The organism is Streptomyces sp. NPDC006872 (genome assembly GCF_040635845.1).
Classification (GTDB): Bacteria; Actinomycetota; Actinomycetes; order Streptomycetales; family Streptomycetaceae; genus Streptomyces.
In genome coordinates, this window is the sequence record NZ_JBEYIL010000006.1 from 322,383 (window position 1) to 339,828 (window position 17,446).

Below are 17,446 nucleotides of genomic sequence, written 5' to 3' on the forward strand. Positions count from 1 at the left end.
GGAATGTGACATATCACTGCTGTGACCGTCACTGCGGTGTCGTCGGTTCGGTCGGGGCGGCCAGCACCCCCAGAGGCACGGGGCGCGCCAGCAGCCGTCGAGCCGGGACGAACGCACAGCCCGCGACGCCTGCAACCCCGGCCTCGCACATGCGTCCCTGGCACCAGCCCATCCCGGCCCTGGTCAGCAGTTTCACGGTGCGCAGATCGCCCGCGCCGAGCGCGCCGACGGCCTCGCGGACGGTACCGGCGGTGACCTCCTCGCAGCGGCACACGACCGTCTCGTCGGTCACCTGCTCCGTCCACCGGACGGGAGCTGCGGCGTAGGCGTCGTCCAGTGCCGCGAAGAACGCCCGCAGCCGGGTACGGGCACGGGAGGCCGGAGCCCACTCCCGCGGGTCGGGAACGGCACCGGTCAGCCGCGCCGCCGCCGACCGTCCGGCGATGTGCCCCTCGGCGAGCGACAGGGCCGCGCCGCCGATCCCCGTGGTCTCGCCGGCGGCCCAGACCCCGGGGACGTCGGTGCGCTGTTCGTCGTCGACGCGCACGTTCGGCCCGTCGAGGCGGCAGCCGAGCCCCTCGGCGAGGTCGGTGTGCGGCAGCAGGCCATGGCCCACGGCGAGTGTGTCGCAGGGCAGCCGCCGTTCGGTGCCGGGCACGGGCCGGCCCGCGGCGTCCAGCGCGACGACGCCGACGGACTCCAGCCGCTCGGTCCCGTGCGCCTCCAGCACGGCATGACGAACCATCACCGAAATGCCGTGGCACAGGAGTTGGGCCGCGAACCCGGCACCCTCGGCGAGCTTCGCCGGGGCCGCGGCCCATGCCTTGGAGCGCCGTACGAAGCTCCGCGGATCGGCCGACTCGACGAGTGCGACGACCTGGGCGCCCGCGGCCGCGAGGCCGGTCGCGACGGGCAGCAGCAGCGGGCCCGTGCCGGCGACGACCGCCGTACGGCCGGGCAGCGCGAGCCCGCCCTTCAGCAGGGCCTGCGCGCCGCCCGCGGTGACCACGCCGGGCAGTGTCCAGCCGGGGAACGGCAGAACCTTCTCGTAGCCGCCGGTCGCCAGCAGCACGGCCTCGGCGCGGACCGCGACGGACTCCTCCTGCAGCGGACCGAGCAGCGCGTGCACGATGAATCCACCCGCCGTGGACCCGTCCGACTCCCTTTCCACACACCACACATGACGGTCACTCAAGTGTGTGACGCGGTCGGCGGCCAGTTGGTCGTCGAGCCCTGCGCGCAGTCGCTCCCAGGTACGCCACTGGTGGTGGAGCGCCTGTGGGCGCCGGGCGCCGAGTCCGCGTGCGGGCTGCCGGTAGAACTGCCCGCCCGCCTCGGCGGCGGAGTCGATCAGCACCACGCGTACCCCGTGCGCCGCGGCTGCCAGAGCGGCGGCGAGCCCGGCCGGGCCGGCCCCGATCACCGCGAGCACCGGACGGTGTTCAGTCGTCGTGGTCATCGTGGCCCGTCCCCTCCTGCGTACGGACGTCCGCGCCCGGCAGGGCCGGCGCCAGACAGGCCCGCTGGTTGGGACGGCCGTCGACGGTCACCAGACAGTCGAAGCACACGCCGATCCCGCAGAACACCCCGCGCGCACGCCCTCCGCCCCGGGTGGTGCGCCACGCGGTGACGCCCGACGACCACAGGGCCGCGGCGATCGTCTGACCGGGCAGCGCCTCGATCTCCCGGCCGTCGAAGGTGACGGTGAACGGGGCGCCGGGACGCGCCCGGACCAACTTCAAGGGATTCACCTGGCAGCCTCCTCGGCGAAGCGGTCGGGGCGCAACGGCGTCAGGTCCAGCTCGGGGCTCCCGCCGGTGAGCGTCTGCGCGATCAGGGACCCGGTGCCGGTCGCCAGGCCGATGCCCGCGCCCTCGTGGCCGCAGGCGTGGAACAGCCCGGGCACGCGGGGATCGGGCCCGACAGCGGGCAGATGGTCGGGCAGGTACGGGCGGAAGCCGAGGTACGTGCGCATCGCCCGGACGTGCTCCAGGAACGGGAACAGACGCGTCGCGCCCGCCGCCAGGGCGCGTACGACCGGCAGCGAGAAGGACCGGTCGAAGCCCACCCGTTCGCGGCTCGCGCCGATCAGCACCGGCCCGGCGGCGGTTCCCTCGACGACCGGCGAGGTCTGCAGGGCGGCCGAGTCGCTCGCCACGTCGGCCACGTAGTCGGCGGCGTACACCTTGTGCCGCACCCGGTGCGGCAGCGGCTCGGTGACCAGGACGAAGCCGCGGCGGGGGAGCACGGGCAGTCCGACCCCCGCCAATGCGGCGACCTCTGCCCCCCAGGTCCCGGCCGCGTTCACCACGGCCGGCGCGAGGATGTCGCCCCGGTCGGTCCGCACGCCCCGTACGGCCCCGTCGGCGCCGCGCAGGACGCGTGTCACCGTGCGACCGGTCTCCAGCCGCGCACCCGACGCCTTCACCAGGTGGGCGGCGGCGAGGGTGGGCATGACCTGGGCGTCCTGCGGATACAGCACGCCGCCCGCTAGGCCGGGCGCCAAGTACGGTTCCAGATCGGTGAGTCGGCCCGCGTCGACGTGGACCGTCTCCACCCCGGCCGCGCGCTGTCCGGCCGCGAGGTCCGTCAGGGCGGCGAGCGTCTCGGGCGTGGACGCGACGACGAGCCCGCCCTTGGGCTCGTACTCGACGGCCGTTCCCAGCTCTTGGGCCAGCTCGCCCCACAAACGGCAGGACAGCAAAGCCAGTTGAAGCTCCGGACCGGGCTCCTTGTCGGAGACCAGCAGATTGCCCTCGCCCGCGCCGGTCGTGCCGCCGGCCACCGGGCCGCGGTCGACCAGGACCACGTCCAGCCCGGCGCGGGCCGCGTACAGCGCGCAGGCGGCGCCCACCATGCCGGCGCCGACGACCACGACGTCACCGCTCAGTCGCTTGGTCACACCAGTAATATGTCACATTGCTCTGACTGGAGGAAGAAGGCCGCGACGGCCCGGAGGGCCATGCGCACGCTCAGTCGAACTCGCTGGGCTCCGGGGCCGGGGTACGGCCTTCCCGGACGTCCTTGAGGCGTGTGGTGCCGTGGCTCACCGCGTCCTTGGTGCTGTCGTGATCCGCGCCGTCGAGTCCGCCGTTGGTGACCGTGATCGCGTCGTCCCCGACCCGAACGACGGCGACGTCGAGGGTGAGCGTGATCGGGGCGCCGCCGGAGACGCCCTGCATGGTCATGGTCAAGCCGTATCGGGCGTCGCCGACCTTGGGCAGGGAGTTCACGATGACCTGCACGGTGCGTGTGGAGCCGTCCGAGCCGACCGCGTTGAACTGGTCGCACTCGGTCGGGAGCGACTCCAGCCAGTCCAGTTTCGAGTCCAGGGCGGCCCGCTGGTATGCGGCGACCTGGTAGAGCAGACGGGAGTCGCCCTCCTGGAAGCCGGTGAGCGCCGACGCCCCGGACGGCTTTCCCAGCAGGTCGTCGTCGTAGAGCCCGTCGAGGAACTGCTGGCAGGCATCGGACTGTGTCTTGGCCGTGACGAACTGGGCCGCGTCGACCGTGTCGATGAGCAGTCGGTCCCGCCAGCTCGCCGCGGTCTTCACCTGCGTCCAGTCGTCCTCCAGGTCGCCCTCCGTGATCAGCGCCGTCTGTGCGCCGGCCTGCGTGAGCGGCTCGGTGGGGGACGCGGTCGCAGATGTGGTCGCAGTCGTGGTCGGAGTCGTGGTGACGGCGCGTTCGGCGACGGGCGAGGCCGTCACGCCGGAGCCGCTCGACGCGCTGTCGTCCCCGTCGGAACAGGCTGCCGTGGTGAGCAGCGTTCCGGCGGCCAGGACGGCGGCCAGCACCCGAGCCGGACGGGCCGGACGGACCGGGCGGACCGGGCGGTTCGGACCGGCCGGGCCCGAGGGACGGGGCGGGCGGGACGACGGGCGAGGGCTGGTCACGAGTACCTCCTGAGGACGGGGGTCGGCTGCCCCTGCCCTCCACCGCACCACCGGCCGGGCCGCTCGACCAGCGCAAGGAGCCGTACGGGTGAAGCGCGACGGGGCGGGGCGCGAGGCGGGCCGAGAAGCGGGGGCGAGAAGCGGGTGGGGTGGGTGGGGTGGGTGGATCTGGCGGAGCGCAGAGGGGGGTGGTGCCGGAAAATGTGAGGTGGTCCGAGCCGAGGCCGGGGCATCATGGCGGTCCCATCGCCGACTGCGGCGCCGGGTGATCATCGTCGGGGGAACGACCGGGGGCACCTGTGACCGTCAACAACATCCTGCTGTCTGGAATCGTCGGCTCGACCGCCTACGGGCTCGCCCACAAAGGCTCGGACATCGACCGCCTCGGCATGTTCGCCGCCCCCACCGACGAACTGCACGGTCTGCACGGACCGAAGGAGTCGCACGTCAGCACGGCGCCCGACCGCACCCTGCACGAGGCCGCGAAGTGGTGCCGACTCGCCCTCGGCGGCAACCCGACCGTCATGGAACTCGTCTGGCTGCCGGACGAGTTGTACGAGGTGCGCACTCCGCTCGGCGACGAACTCATCGCCGTCCGCCAGACGTTGCTCGGCGCTCACCGGGTCCGCGACGCCTACCTCGGCTACGCCACGCAGCAGTTCCGCAAACTGCAGAACCGCAGCCAGGGCACTCTCTCCGAGGACGTCAGCAAGCGGACCGCCAAGCACGCACGCCACCTCAAGCGGCTGTGCACCCAGGGCTACGAGCTGTACGCCACCGGGCAGTTGACGATCCGGGTCGAGGACCCGGAGAGCTACCACCGGTTCGGCGAGCAGGTCGCCGCCGATCCCGAAGCCGCGCTGCCGCTGCTGCGCGGCTTCGAGGAGGCGTTCGCCGAGACGCGCAGCGTGCTGCCCGAACACCCCGACGACACGGCCGCCGAAGCATGGCTGCGCCGGGTGCGGCGGCAGTTCTACACAGCTCCCCAGGAGACGCCCGGCACGCGATAAATCACGTGCCACGCACGACCGTTCGCCTCTAGAATCGCCGAAGACCGAGCGCAGCCCACGACATGACGCGGCTGTGCGGTACCGAGACGAACGAGGGGAGCCCGGCCATGCGTGACCACACCGCTGTCGTCGCTCCCCGCTCCCGCTACGAGGTGATCCTCGTATCCACGTCCGTCCGGTGCTCGCTGCGCGGCCGGCACCGGATGTCCTGACGAACGCCTGAGCACTCCGACGCACCGTCGAGGCCCCATGCCTGACGGTGCGTCGAACAGGTCTGATCCCACTCACCGACCTTCGACGCTCATCGCCCTCGTCGGGAAATCGCGCTGCCCGTTCTCGGAACACCCCGAAAGGCCAAGGGCCGTGCGCAACCACCTCGACCGTCATCTCTCCGCCGTGCGCAACCTGGGCATCCTCGCCCATGTCGACGCCGGCAAGACCACCGTCACCGAGCGGATCCTGTACGCGACCGGGACCACGCACAAGCGCGGTGAGGTCCATGACGGCACGACGATCACCGACTTCGACCCTCAGGAGCGCGACCGTGGGATCACCATCTTCGCCGCGGCCGTGAGCTGCGACTGGGACGGTCACCGCATCAACCTGATCGACACCCCTGGGCACGTCGACTTCGCCGACGAGGTGGAGCGATCCCTGCGGGTACTCGACGGGGCGGTGGCGGTGTTCGACGCCGTCGCCGGCGTGGAACCGCAGAGCGAGTCCGTGTGGCGGCAGGCCGACCGGCACGGCGTGCCGAGGATCGCGTTCGTCAACAAGCTGGACCGGGCGGGCGCCGACCTCGACGCCGCGGTGGCCTCGATCCGGGCACGACTCCATCCGGTCCCATTGGTCGTGCAACTGCCGATCGGCGTGGAGGACGACTTCACCGGCGTCGTCGACCTGCTGCGCATGCGGGCGCTGACCTGGAACGACGACGGCGACAGTGCCGTCGAAGGGGCGGTACCCGAGGAGCTGCGGGAGGAGGCGCTGCGTCGGCGCCGCCTGCTGGAGGAAGCCGTGGCGGAGCGACACCCGGCCGCGCTGGAGGAGTTCTGCGACCAGGAGACACTGTCCGCGCAGACTCTCTCCGCGGCCCTGCGCGACCTGACCCGTACAGGTGACGGGGTGGTCGTGCTGTGCGGCTCGGCCTACCGCAACCGGGGCGTCGAGCCACTGCTCGACGCGGCCGTCGCCTATCTGCCGTCGCCGCTGGACGTGCCGCCGGTATGCGGTATGCGCGACGGCGCTGACGGTATGCGCAATACGGGCGGCGGTTTGCGCAAGGCTGTCGACCGTATACAGAACGCTTCCCGCGGTATGCACGATGGCGTCGACGAAATGCACGACGGCGTGGACGGTATGCACGATGGCGTGGACGGTATGCGCGACGGTGTCGACCGTATGCAGGATGTCGTCGGCGAGCAACGGCCCGCCGACCCCGCCGCGCCGTTCGCGGCGCTCGCGTTCAAGGTCAGCGCCACCCCGACAGGTCGGCTCACCTACCTGCGGGTGTACTCGGGCACGATCGAGAAGGGAGACGCGGTATGGGAGTCGGGCGGGCGACGCACCGAGCGGATCGGCCGGATCCTGCGCGTGCAGGCCGACCGGCACGCCCAGCTGGAGCGCGCGGTCGCCGGTGACATCGTGGCCGTGGTCGGGCTGAAGTCGGCCCGCGCGGGCTCGACCCTGTGTGCGCCCGAGGCGCCCATCGTTCTCGAACCGCCGGGGGTCCCCGACCCGGTCGTCTCCGTGGCGGTGGAGGCGCGCACGAGTGCCGACGCCGACCGGCTGGCCTCGGCGCTTGCCCGGCTCGCGGAGGAAGACCCGTCGCTGGTCGTCAGGACCGATCCGGAGACGGGTCAGACCGTGCTGTCGGGCATGGGTGAACTGCATCTGGAGGTCGCGGTGGAGAAGATCCGCCGCAGCCTGGGACTGGAGGTCAACGTGGGGCGTCCGAGGGTGACTTACCGGGAGACGGTCGTCCATGGGGTGTCCGGCCTGGTCTTCCGGCACGTCAAACAGGACGGTGGCGCGGGCCAGTTCGCGCATGTCGTGCTCGATGTCGAACCGCTCGGCGAAAGCGATGCAGGTGATGGAGGCGATGCGGGCGAAGCAGGCGGCGCGGGCGGTGACGCTGAAACCGGTTTCGCGTTCCGCTCGACCGTCGTCGGTGGACGAGTGCCGCAGGAGTACGCGCGTGCCGTCGAGGCCGGCTGCCGGGACGCCCTTGCCGAAGGCCCCCTCGGCGGGTACCCGGTCACCGGGCTGCGGGTCACCCTGACCGACGGGGCGACGCATGTGAAGGACTCCTCGGAGATGGCCTTCCGCACCGCAGGCCGGCTCGGGCTCCGGGAGGCCCTGCGCGGCTGCGTGATGGCTGTGCTGGAACCGGTTGTCGAGGTCACGGTCACGGTGCCCGAGGACGCCGTCGGCGGGGTCCTCGGCGACCTGGCCGGCCGGCGCGGGCGGATCACCGACTCGGCCGTCCGCGGCGGTTCGGCGGTGGTCACGGCCACCGTGCCGCTGGCCGAGCTGTTCGGCTATGCGACCCGGTTGCGCAGCCGCACGCAGGGCCGAGGCACCTTCTCGGCCCGCCCGACGGGATACGCCCCGGCGCCGACGGCGGCGACGACGCGGTAGGCCCCGGAGCGGGGTGCGGGTCCCCGGAACCTCGGCCCGAGGTTCCGGGGACCCGCACCCTTCCGATTCCCGAGCGCCTCAGGATCTGACCAGACATCAGGAATTCAGTCCCGCACGATGGTTCAGGGGTAGGAGACCACGGTCGACGGCACGGTCGACGTGCCGGACGTCGGTGCTCCGAGGTCGTTGATGACGTGCTCGTACTGGCCCTTGCCGCCGAGGGAGACCACCAGCAGGTTGTGGAACTTCACACCAGGCACGTTCGGAGCGGCGAAGCCGTGGTGCTGGACGATCGTGGGGTCGACGTTGTAGTAGCAGTAACTGCCCAGGCCCCAGCCCTCGTGCGCGGTGACGTTGTCGCCCACCTTGTAGGCAGCGAAGCCCTTCGTCGCTCCGTTCTGGATCGCCGCCTGGTTCGGCGCGTCGTACGCCTTCTCGTTCTGGAAGAAGATCGTGCGGCCGCGCTGGCCGTACCACTGCACGTCGTACTTGTTGAAGTGCTCCACGAACAGGCCCGTGGCCAGCACGTCGTGGCCGTTGACGACGACCCCGTAGTCGGCCCGGTTGGTGTCCCAGCCGACGCCCTCGCCGTGGTCGGCACGCCAGACCCAGGTGTGGTCGACGATCGTGTGACGGTTGTTGATCACCATGCTGGTGGTGGCCTTGCCGGCGCCGGCACCGCCGATCCGGACGAACACGTCCTGGACGGTGGTCGGGTTGGCGGAGTGGTCGCGCCGGGCTCCCGGCGGACCGACCTCCAGCAGCGTCGAGGAGTTGACCGGTCCGGCGTCGACGAGGAAGCCGGCGAGTCGGACGCCGTCGACGTCGGCGACCTTCAGGGCGGTGACGCCGTTGTCGGGGATGAGGGTGGCGTAACCCAGGCCCAGGACAACGGTGTTGGCTCGGGCCACCCGGATGGGCTGGTCGAGGTGGTAGATGCCCGGCGTCAGCAGCAGGTTCAGGCCCTGGGCGAGAGCCTGGTTGAGCGTGGCCGCGGAGACGCCCGGCTTGGCGACGTAGAACCGCGACAGGGGCAGCGAGTTGCCGCGGGGTGTGCCGTTGCCCCAGGAGACCCCGCGGGCGTTGGTCCGCTTGGCGGGCAGGAAGACCCGGAACTCGCCGTCGCCGTCGCCGTCGCCGCCGTCGACGTACAGGAAAGGCTTCTCCCGTGAGACCGGAGTCGTGTCGAGCGTGGTGTACGGCGGGTTGGGGAAGCTCTGGGCGGGGGCGCCCTCGACGCCCGAGAACACCATGTTCCACACGCCGTTGAGCCAGCTGCCGATCGAACTGTCCCGGGTGTACCACTGCTGCTGCGAGTACGGGCCGATCTCACCCTCGACGCGGCTGTCCGCGATGTAGCCGCCGCTGGCCCAACCGTAGCCGGACGGGGTGAGGTTGAGGCCACCGCGTATGTGCATCCGACGGAACGGGGCCGCCTGGGCGACCGCCCACCGGTTGGTTCCGCTCACCGGGACGAGCGCGAGGTTCTCCGCCGAACGCCAGAAGTTCTGCGTCGCGTTGCCGCCGAACCAGCCCGCGTCGACCGTCACATCCCCGTTGATGGTGGTGTCGTCGGGGGAGAGACCGAGGCCCGCGATGGAGGTGTAGAACCCGAGTTGGGCGTTGAGGCCGTGATAGACGCCCGGCTTGAACAGCAACGCGTAACGTCCGCTGCCGAATTGGGCCGACTCCTGTTGCCGGAACACCTCGTCCACCCGGGCCTGGATGTCGGGGGTCGCCGGGCCGAAGACGAGAACGTTCGGTCCGAGGTCGCCGCCGCCCGGCAGAGCGTGCGGACAGTCGCCGTCCTGAACGGCGGCGGCCTGCGCGGAGGCCGCTCCGGAGAGGGCGGGCACGGCTGCGGCGGTGGCGGCGGCCGCGAGGACCGCTCTGCGGCGCACGGAGGGCGGGTCCGACTGTGGGGTGTGGGTCATGGGCGGCTCTCCTCGGTACAGGCCGCTCGGAGTGAACGGCTGATTTAAGGAAGTGAACGGAGAGCGGCTTGAGAGCGCTCTCTCAGCGCTGAATGCTTCAACTACCCGAAGGCGCGCGTCAAGTGGCGGGACCGGTGTTCCCGCGAGAACCGGGGTGCCTGCCGTGCGAGCCACTGTGAGGCTCGCCCCATGCCCACTTTCACAGCAGACCAGGGGGCGACGTGCCCGCCGCGGCTCCGTCACCGGCGAGCGGCGTCTTCACGCGAACGGGTGATACTTCGGAGCGTGGGCACGCGGGGCCTCGGCGGGCCGTTGTGCGGGTGACGGGATCTTCCCGCTCATGACGGACCACGGGGGTGGCTGTGAGCCTGCATTTCCAGCGCAACGCGGACGGCACGACGACAGGGCGCAACGACGAGACCGGCTTCACGGCCACCTCGGCCGACGAGGACGAGGTGCAGCGGTTGGTGCACGAGGATGCCGGCTGGGAGCACCCGCCCCCGACGCCCCCACCCACGCCGACGCCGCCGTCGGCTCCGGGGGTGCATCGATTCGCCTTGGTGCACGAAGAGTTCGGCGGTGACTTCCGGGATGAGCGCTACGCGAGCTTGCGCACGCAGCCGCCCAGCGGCTGTCAGCCCGTCGACTTCGGCTGCTTCGCTCTGCAGTGCGAGCGGTCAGGGGCCACGCTTCTGGGCGCCGTGTCCGACACCGTCGCGGAGATTCGCCGCGAGCATGGCGTGGTGATGAACAGCCTCGGCATCGAGGAGCCCGACGAGTGGTCGCGCAACGACCCGGATGGATACGGGGCGCAGATCGTCGCGCAGCTGCTGCTGACGGTCGCCCATCGCGCCGCACTCCTCGGATACGGTCGAAAGGATCTGGTACGGCTGCTTGACGCGGCGGGCGTCCGGTAGCGCGGTGGCCGGCGGTGCGGGTGTCCGGTAGCGCGGGTGTCCGGGGGTCGGGGGAGAGGCAGCCGATCGGCCCGAGCGGCTGCCTGATCCCCTCAGCAGCCCGACCTGACGGCAGGCCGGTGGGCCGACGACCTAGCAGTCCCGCAACAGCGCGGACTGGTTCAGTACCTGTGCTCGCGTCGACGTGAACCGCGCGAAGGTCTCCCCGTCCCGCGCTCCCGGGCGGAACGCCGCGACCCGGTGGCAGTTCTGGAAGGCCAGAGTGACGTCGAAGTGGCGTTCCAGGCTGCTGCGGATGGCGTCGCTGGCGAGGGCGCGGAGAAGTTGGCCGCGCTCCTGCTCGGACGCGGGAGGGGTCTGGTTGTCGGTGAACTCACCGATGCCGGCGTGCAGCTCGGCGGAGAGGGAGGCGACGAGGTCGTAGGCGTAGGGGAGAGATGTGCGGACCGTGTCCACGAAGTCCTCCTCACGGATGTCACCGGCTTCGGCCTCGGCGAGGAGCTTCGGGGAGACGTCGAGAGACATGGGTGTTGTTCCTGTTCTTGGGGAGGGAGGGGAGGGGGGAGGGGGACCCCCCCCGGGCTATCGGGCCAGTGATTCCGGGCCCGGTACGAACTCCGGGTCCACCTGCCCCGCCAGGTCCTGGCCCGTTGCCTCGTTGGCCCAGGATTCGGCGTTGCGCAGGTGGAAGTGGACGGCGTGGCGGTGGAGGGTGGGCCAGTCCTTGGTGCGGGCGTCGACCGTCTCGCGCAGGATGTCGAGGGCGTGGCGGTTGGTGTCCTCCAACTCGCCCTGGGGGCTGCCTCGTTCGGCGGAGCGGACCCAGGGGGAGAGGGCGAGGTGGGTGAGGAGGTCGTCGCCCACCTGTTCTTTGAGGAAGAGGAGATCGTCCTCGCCGGTCACCTTGTTGCCGACCACCGCGAGGGGGATGTCGAACTCGCGGGCGTGGTCGCGGTACTGGCGGTAGACGGAGACGCCTCGGCGGGTGGGTTCGGCCACCAGGAACGTCATGTCGAAGCGGGTGAACAGGCCGGAGGCGAAGGCGTCGGCGCCGGCCGTCATGTCCATCACCAGATACTCGCCGGGGCCGTCGACCAGGTGGTTCAGGTAGAGCTCCACGGCGCCGAGTTTGGAGTGGTAGCAGGCCACGCCCAGGTCGCTCTCGTCGAACGCGCCCGTCACCATGAGGGGCACGCCGCCGACCTGCTGGACGTGGCGGGTGTGCAGTTCGTCGTCGCCGAGCAGGTGTAGCAGTCGGGAGCCGCGGCCCGGCGGGGTCGTCTTGACCATCGCCTCGCGGGAGGCGATCCGCGGGTTGGCGCCGCGCAGCAGGTCCTTGATCTCGCCCAGGTGCCCGGCCAGGGGCGGGGCGGTGAAGGGCGCTGGGCCGGCCGTGGGGTCCAGGGCCTCGGACAGGTGCTGGTTGATGTCGCCGTCCACGGCGAGCACCGGTGCGCCGGACTGCGCCAACTGTCGGGCGAACAGGGCCGACAGTGTCGTCTTGCCGCTGCCGCCCTTCCCTACGAAAGCGATGCGCATCACCGCACCGCCTTTTTGAAAATGAATGTCATGTGGCTAGGTTTAAGGCGTGCCGTGATCTCTGTCAAATCCCCGGGGCGGGGTGGTCGAGTGATCGAATGCCCTCGGCTTAATGCATATGATGTGCAAGTGCGTGACTACTGCATAAGGCCCGCGGGCCCAGAGGACCTCGACGGCGCCCGGGCCGTCATGCTCGACACCGTCTACCGCGATTTCGGTACCGGTTACGTGCCCCGCTGGCACGGCGACATCATCGATCCGGTCGCCGCCTATCTGGTCCCCGCCCGCCATACCCTGCTGGTCGCGCTCGACCCCGAGGGGCAGGTGGTCGCCACGGGCGCCCTGGACTCCCGCGGCCCCCTCCACCCGCCGAACCCCCGGCTCGTGGCCGAGCGCTATCCCTCCGGCGCGAGCGCCCAGTTGCGCCGCGTCTATGTCCGATCAGAGCACCGGCGGCGGGGCCTTGCCCGGCGTCTGGTCGCCGAACTGCTCGCCTTCGCGGCCGCGGACGGCGGCTACCGGTCCGTGTATCTGCACACCGACCCCTCCGTGGAAGGCGCCGAAGGCTTCTGGCGGTCGCTCGGCACGGTCGTGCACGACGAGCGTGAGGACCCGGGCGGCGGTCAGGGGATCGTGCACTTCGACGTCCCCCTCGACGCCCTCGTCGCCCGTCGCCCCGCCGCCGTCTCCCCCCACCTCTAGGCCGGTAACCACCCATGCGCTTCCCCCACCGCCGCCCCATTTCCCGCCTTCCCCGCCGTCCACGGATCCTCGCCGGACTTCTCCTCGCCCCCGTCCTCGCCGGCTGCTTCGCCTCCTCCGGTGGTGACGACGGCGAGGGGTCCGCAGCCGGCGACGGCTCCCGGCTGCGGGTCGCGCTCGCCTTCCCGCCCGCCGAGAACCTCTCCCCGTACGGGGCCGACGCGACGATCCTCAGCCGTCTCGGCGTCACCGAAGGGCTGACCGCCCTCGACGCCAACGGCGCCGCCGCGCCCGCGCTCGCCGCGTCCTGGCGCCGTGAGGACGACCGGACCTGGCTGTTCACCCTGCGCGAGGCCGTCTTCCAGGACGGCACCGACGTCACGCCCGTCGCCGTCGCCGCCTCCCTCACCCGTGCCACCGAGGCCGAGCCAGCCCCGGCCGCCCTCGCCGGCGTCGATCTCACTGCGAAGGCGGAGGGCGGCGCCGGCGTACGCGTCACCACCGCCCGGCCCGACCCCGTGCTGCCCCTGCGGCTCTCCAGCCCGAGCCTTGCCGTCCTCGCCCCGAAGGCGTACGGGAAGAAGGACGCCGTCGACCCGGTCGGCACCGCCACCGGCCCCTTCGAGCTCACCAAGGTGACCGGCACGACCGTCGCCGACCTCGACCGCTTCGACGACTACTGGGGCGGCCGGGCCCAGGCCTCCGGCATCGACGTGCGGTTCGTCGCCGACGGCACCGCCCGCGCCAACGCCCTGCGCACCGGCCAGGTCGACCTCGCCGAGGCCATACCCGTCGCCCAGGCCGCCACCCTCGACGCGAACACCCGCCGCGAGACCGCCACCACCCGCACCACCAGCCTGCAACTCAACACGAAGTCGGGCGTCTTCAAGGACCCGGCACTGCGCGCCGCCGCCCGCGCGGCCATTGACACCTCCGCCCTCGCCGAGGGCGTCTACGAAGGGCACGCCGACGCAGGCGCCGGGATCTACGGTCCCGCCGTCACCTGGGCCGCGGGCAAGCGCGTCCAGCCCGTCGGCAGAGCGCAGGCCGGTAACCCCGGCGGGGCCTCGGTCACCCTCGCCACCTATGACAACCGGCCCGAACTCCCTGAAGCGGCCCAGGTGTTGAAGCAGCAGCTGGAGAAGGCAGGCTTCGCGGTGAAGCTGGAGGTGCGTGAGTACTCGCGGCTGGAGAGCGACGCGCTCGCCGGGAAGTTCGACGCGTTCGTCGGGGCTCGCAACAGCCTTCTCGACACCGGCGACCCCGTCTCCGTCCTGGCCGGTGACTTCACCTGCGACGGCGGCTACAACCTCGCCCTGCTGTGCGACAAGGGAGTCGACACGGCCGTCGGCACGGCGCAGACGGTCGCCGACACCGACGAGCGGCAGGACGCCGCCATGGCCGCCGAGGCGAAGATCCTCGGCGCCGACGCCGTCGTCCCGCTGGTCCACCAGCGCGTCATCACCGGCGTCGGAGCCGAGGTCGGCGGCGTGCTGCTCGACCCGTACGAGCGCACCCTCGTCGGCATCGGGACCCGGCGCTGACGGCATTTCGCGCGGACGGCATGCGGAGCAGGGTGGGCGCGCTGCTGTGGCGTGCCGGACTGGCCGCGCTGCTGGTGTGCGGGATCGGGCTGCTGCCCTGGCTCTCGCACACGGATCCGGCGCTCACCGTACTGAAGGCGCGGTCCGCCGACCGTGACGCCACCCCTGAGGTGCTCGCCGCCGTCCGTGCCGGACTGGGGCTGGACGACGGCCCGTTGCACCTCCTCGGGCAGTGGCTCGCGGGGTTGCCGCGCGGTGACGCCGGACGGTCCTGGGTCTCCGGCGCCGACGTCCTGCCCGGTGTCCTCGATGCCCTTGGGGTGTCGCTGCTGCTGATGACGGTGGCACTGGCGGTCGCCGTGGTCACCGCCGCCGGAGTGTGCGCCCGCACCCTGTACCTCGGCTCGGGGCGACGGCTCGACGGCCGGCCCGCCGGCGGGTCCGGCTCCGCCGTGCTCGCCGCGCTGCCGGAGTTCCTCACCGCGTCCGTCCTCGCCACGGTGGTCGGTGTGCAGTGGGGGTGGCTGCCCGCCCTCGGCTGGTACGGCCCGCAGTGGACCGTGCTGCCCGCGCTCGCCCTCGGCCTGCCCGCCGGCGCGGTCCTCGGGCGGCTTCTCGACGACCAGTTGCCTGCCGCCTTCGCCGAGCCCTGGGCGCAGGCCGCCGCCGCGCGCGGACTGCCCGGCCGGAGCATCGCCCGTAAGGCGCTGCGCCGTTGTGTGCCCGGACTGCTGCCCAACCTCGGGCTGTTCGTCGTGGGGCTGACCGGCGGATCCGTCGCCGTGGAGCAGATCTTCGACATCCCCGGGCTCGGCCGGACCACCCTCCAGGCCGCGATCGCCCAGGACCTGCCCGTCCTCCAGGCCGGCGCCCTGGTGCTGGTCGTCCTCGCGGCGCTCGCCACCGGCCTTGCCCGGCTCGGCGCCCGGTGGCTGATCGGCCCGGCTCTGCGCGACGGCGCCTTGCATACACTCCACGGGCCGCCGCCGACCGTCCGCAGGATCCTGCCTATTGCATACAGTCTTCTGCTGTCGGTCGTCATCGGTCTCGGCCTGCCCCGCGACCCGCTCGCCCTCGACACCGCCGCCCGCCTGCGACCCCCCTCCGCGGCCCACCCCTTCGGCACCGACGCGCTCGGCCGCGACGTTCTCGCCCGGGTCGCGCACGGCGCTCTCGACACCCTGCTTCTCGCCCTCGCCATCAGCGCGATCGCACTCACCGCCGGAGTCCTGCTCGGGCTGCTGCCCCGGCTGTCCGGGCCGCTCGTCGACACCGTGAACGCCGTGCCGCCCGTTCTCGCCGCGCTCCTCGTCGCCGCGGTCTGGGGCAGCGGGCCCACGACGCCCGTCCTCGCCGTGGCGGTGGTGGCCTGGGCGCCGCTCGCCGCGCACGCCTCCGCTCTGCTGCGGCAGGAGCGGGCCACCGTCCACCTCACCGCCACCCGCGCCCTCGGGGCCGGCCCCTGGTACCTGCTGAGGAGCGAACTCCTGCCCGCCGTGCTGCCGCCGGTCGCCCGCCACGCCCTCCTGCGTCTGCCGGGCATCGCCCTCGCCCTGGCCTCCCTCGGCTTCCTCGGCCTCGGCGCGCAGCCGCCGTCCCCCGAGTGGGGTCTGCTCCTCGCCGAGAACCAGCCCTACGCCGAACGCGCCCCCTGGGCCGTCCTCGCCCCCGCCACCGTCCTGGCGTTGCTCGGCGCCCTCGCGGTGACGGCGGCCGGAGCACTGCGACGGCCACGTCGTCGTACGGCAGACCTGGACGGCCCGAGCGAGCTGGACGGCGTCGAACTGCCTTCCTCCCCACCGGAGTCGGTGAGGTCCCGGTGAGGGCCACGCGCCTCTCCCCGCGCCGCAGGGCGAGCGAAGCCACTCGACTCCCGCCGCTGCTGCGGCTGCTGATCCTCACTCAACTCGCCTTCAACATAGGCTTCTTCGCCGTTCTGCCGTTCCTCGCCGAGCATCTGGGCGGCGCGGTCGGCATGGCGGGCTGGCTGGTCGGGTTCGTGCTGGGGCTGCGGACCTTCAGTCAGCAGGGGCTGTTCGTGGTCGGCGGCGCGCTGGCGGACCGGTACGGCGTCCGGCCCGTCGTCCTCGCCGGGTGCGTGCTGCGGATCGCCGGGTTCGGGTGGCTCGGGTACGCCGGGCAGGCCGGGACGGTCGTCGGGGCGGTGCTGCTGATCGGGTTCGCGGCCGCGCTGTTCTCACCCGCCGTCGAGTCCGAGGTGGCCCGGCAGGCCGTCGCGCACGAGGAGTCGGGCGGCGGATCGCGGACCCGGGTGCTGGCGCTGTTCACGGTCGCCGGGCAGGCCGGGGCGTTCGTCGGGCCGCTGCTCGGCGCGCTGCTCCTCGAGGTCGACTTCCGTGCGGTGTGTTTGGCCGGAGCCGGGGTCTTCGTGCTGGTCCTGGCCGCCCACGCGTGGCTGCTGCCGCAGCACATCCCCGGCCGGACCCGCGTCCGAGTCCGCGGCGGCGTGGGCCCGTTGCTGCGCAACCGCCGCTTCCTCGCGCTGGCCTGCGCCTACGGCGCCTACCTCCTCGCCTACAACCAGCTCTACCTCGCCCTGCCCGCCGAGGTGGAGCGGGCGGCCGGTTCGCAGGCGCCGCTGGCCTGGCTGTTCGCGCTGTCGTCGCTGCTGGTGGTGACCGCCCAGCTGCCGGTCACCCGGTGGGTGGGGGAGCGGTTGAGCCTGCGCCGCTCGATGGCGGCGGGGCTCGCGCTGATCGCCGCCGGGTTCGCCGTCGTGGCCGCGGTCCTGCCCGCCGGGCGCACCGGGACGGCCGGGCTGCTGCCCGCGGCCGGGTTCGTCGTGCTGCTCACGCTCGGCCAGATGCTCGTCGCGCCCGCCGCCCGCGCCTGGGTCCCCGACCTCGCCGAAGAGGGCCGACTCGGCCTGTACACGGGGGCGTTGTCCTCGGTCTCCGGGCTGATCGTGCTCGTCGGAAGCGCGGTCACCGGCAGCCTGCTCGACTCCGGGCTGCCGTCGGCCGTGCCCTGGGTGTTGCTGGCCGCGGTACCGGCTGCCGCTGTTGTCCTGCTGCCGCGCGGGGCCCGCAGAGCGTGAAGGCGGGAGTGGCGGTGCCGGTCGTGGTCTGCGGTGGCGCGGTCACCCGCGTCCTTCCCGCCTCCGGAGTGCAGCGGTGCCGGTTGCCGTCGTCGCTTGCTCTGCCGCCCCGCACGACCCACACGACCCACACGACCCACACGCCCCGCACGCCCCGCACGCCCCGCTCGGCCCACACACCCCGCGCGGCCCACATGGCCCAAACG

14 protein-coding genes are annotated in these 17,446 nt (G+C 72.4%); 7 read left to right on the plus strand and 7 right to left on the minus strand.

What is annotated here, in order from left to right; genetic code table 11:
• Positions 1 to 28 precede the first annotated feature (28 nt).
• The 4 genes from ABZ725_RS20210 to ABZ725_RS20225 all read right to left on the minus strand — a co-directional run bounded on the left by ABZ725_RS20210 (position 29) and on the right by ABZ725_RS20225 (position 3,797).
• The gene (locus tag ABZ725_RS20210) at positions 29 to 1,459 is read right to left on the minus strand and encodes an NAD(P)/FAD-dependent oxidoreductase (RefSeq protein WP_358803967.1); all 1,431 of its coding nucleotides are present in this window, start codon (positions 1,457 to 1,459) and stop codon (positions 29 to 31) included.
• Entirely contained in the window at positions 1,443 to 1,751 is a 309-nt protein-coding gene (locus tag ABZ725_RS20215; RefSeq protein ID WP_358803968.1) for a (2Fe-2S)-binding protein, read from the minus strand. Before ABZ725_RS20215 ends, ABZ725_RS20210 begins: the two co-directional genes overlap by 17 nt.
• Entirely contained in the window at positions 1,748 to 2,902 is a 1,155-nt protein-coding gene (locus tag ABZ725_RS20220; protein ID WP_358803969.1) for an FAD-binding oxidoreductase, read from the minus strand. The genes ABZ725_RS20215 and ABZ725_RS20220 overlap by 4 nt, the downstream gene beginning before the upstream one ends.
• A gap of 70 nt (positions 2,903 to 2,972) precedes the next feature.
• Positions 2,973 to 3,797 carry a hypothetical protein gene (locus ABZ725_RS20225; RefSeq protein ID WP_358804151.1) on the minus strand — a complete coding sequence of 275 codons (825 nt, stop codon included), beginning with the start codon at positions 3,795 to 3,797 and terminating at the stop codon, positions 2,973 to 2,975.
• Between the two features lie 398 nt (positions 3,798 to 4,195).
• Here ABZ725_RS20225 and ABZ725_RS20230 point away from each other — a divergent pair, with 398 nt between their 5' ends.
• Positions 4,196 to 4,906, plus strand: a complete 711-nt coding sequence (locus tag ABZ725_RS20230) for a nucleotidyltransferase domain-containing protein (protein WP_358803970.1) — start codon at positions 4,196 to 4,198, stop codon at positions 4,904 to 4,906.
• Positions 4,907 to 5,269: 363 nt separating this feature from the next.
• Positions 5,270 to 7,546: an elongation factor G gene (locus tag ABZ725_RS20235; protein ID WP_358803971.1), complete on the plus strand. Its 2,277-nt coding sequence runs from the start codon at positions 5,270 to 5,272 to the stop codon at positions 7,544 to 7,546.
• Positions 7,547 to 7,668: 122 nt separating this feature from the next.
• Here the strand turns inward: ABZ725_RS20235 and ABZ725_RS20240 are convergent, their stop codons facing one another.
• The gene (locus ABZ725_RS20240; RefSeq protein ID WP_358803972.1) at positions 7,669 to 9,480 is read right to left on the minus strand and encodes a coagulation factor 5/8 type domain-containing protein; all 1,812 of its coding nucleotides are present in this window, start codon (positions 9,478 to 9,480) and stop codon (positions 7,669 to 7,671) included.
• Positions 9,481 to 9,842: 362 nt separating this feature from the next.
• Here ABZ725_RS20240 and ABZ725_RS20245 point away from each other — a divergent pair, with 362 nt between their 5' ends.
• Positions 9,843 to 10,397 carry a hypothetical protein gene (locus ABZ725_RS20245; RefSeq protein WP_358803973.1) on the plus strand — a complete coding sequence of 185 codons (555 nt, stop codon included), beginning with the start codon at positions 9,843 to 9,845 and terminating at the stop codon, positions 10,395 to 10,397.
• A 132-nt stretch (positions 10,398 to 10,529) separates the two neighbouring features.
• Here the strand turns inward: ABZ725_RS20245 and ABZ725_RS20250 are convergent, their stop codons facing one another.
• Together ABZ725_RS20250 and ABZ725_RS20255 are read right to left on the minus strand one after the other, a co-directional pair.
• Positions 10,530 to 10,922 carry an SCO5389 family protein gene (locus ABZ725_RS20250; RefSeq protein ID WP_358803974.1) on the minus strand — a complete coding sequence of 131 codons (393 nt, stop codon included), beginning with the start codon at positions 10,920 to 10,922 and terminating at the stop codon, positions 10,530 to 10,532.
• Positions 10,923 to 10,979: 57 nt separating this feature from the next.
• Entirely contained in the window at positions 10,980 to 11,936 is a 957-nt protein-coding gene (locus ABZ725_RS20255) for an ArsA-related P-loop ATPase (protein WP_358803975.1), read from the minus strand.
• A 129-nt stretch (positions 11,937 to 12,065) separates the two neighbouring features.
• Here ABZ725_RS20255 and ABZ725_RS20260 point away from each other — a divergent pair, with 129 nt between their 5' ends.
• Genes ABZ725_RS20260 through ABZ725_RS20275 form a run of 4 tightly spaced genes read left to right on the plus strand, consistent with a single transcriptional unit; the run spans position 12,066 to position 17,240 of the window.
• Positions 12,066 to 12,638 (plus strand): GNAT family N-acetyltransferase, encoded by a 573-nt coding sequence (locus ABZ725_RS20260; RefSeq protein ID WP_358803976.1) that lies wholly within the window; start codon positions 12,066 to 12,068, stop codon positions 12,636 to 12,638.
• Between the two features lie 14 nt (positions 12,639 to 12,652).
• Positions 12,653 to 14,182 carry an ABC transporter substrate-binding protein gene (locus ABZ725_RS20265; protein ID WP_358803977.1) on the plus strand — a complete coding sequence of 510 codons (1,530 nt, stop codon included), beginning with the start codon at positions 12,653 to 12,655 and terminating at the stop codon, positions 14,180 to 14,182.
• 20 nt (positions 14,183 to 14,202) lie between these two features.
• On the plus strand, positions 14,203 to 16,005 hold the full coding sequence (locus ABZ725_RS20270; protein WP_358803978.1) for an ABC transporter permease subunit: 1,803 nt from the start codon (positions 14,203 to 14,205) through the stop codon (positions 16,003 to 16,005).
• Positions 16,002 to 17,240: an MFS transporter gene (locus ABZ725_RS20275; protein ID WP_358803979.1), complete on the plus strand. Its 1,239-nt coding sequence runs from the start codon at positions 16,002 to 16,004 to the stop codon at positions 17,238 to 17,240. The genes ABZ725_RS20270 and ABZ725_RS20275 overlap by 4 nt, the downstream gene beginning before the upstream one ends.
• Positions 17,241 to 17,446: the final 206 nt, after the last annotated feature.

What these genes read in the sequence shown, in the direction of transcription:
- ABZ725_RS20210 (WP_358803967.1), bottom strand. Translation starts at nt 1,459, where the DNA reads ATGACCACGACGACTGAACACCGTCCGGTGCTCGCGGTGATCGGGGCC.
- ABZ725_RS20250 (WP_358803974.1), bottom strand. Translation starts at nt 10,922, where the DNA reads ATGTCTCTCGACGTCTCCCCGAAGCTCCTCGCCGAGGCCGAAGCCGGT.
- ABZ725_RS20270 (WP_358803978.1), top strand. Translation starts at nt 14,203, where the DNA reads ATGCGGAGCAGGGTGGGCGCGCTGCTGTGGCGTGCCGGACTGGCCGCG.
- ABZ725_RS20255 (WP_358803975.1), bottom strand. Translation starts at nt 11,936, where the DNA reads ATGCGCATCGCTTTCGTAGGGAAGGGCGGCAGCGGCAAGACGACACTG.
- ABZ725_RS20265 (WP_358803977.1), top strand. Translation starts at nt 12,653, where the DNA reads ATGCGCTTCCCCCACCGCCGCCCCATTTCCCGCCTTCCCCGCCGTCCA.
- ABZ725_RS20240 (WP_358803972.1), bottom strand. Translation starts at nt 9,480, where the DNA reads ATGACCCACACCCCACAGTCGGACCCGCCCTCCGTGCGCCGCAGAGCG.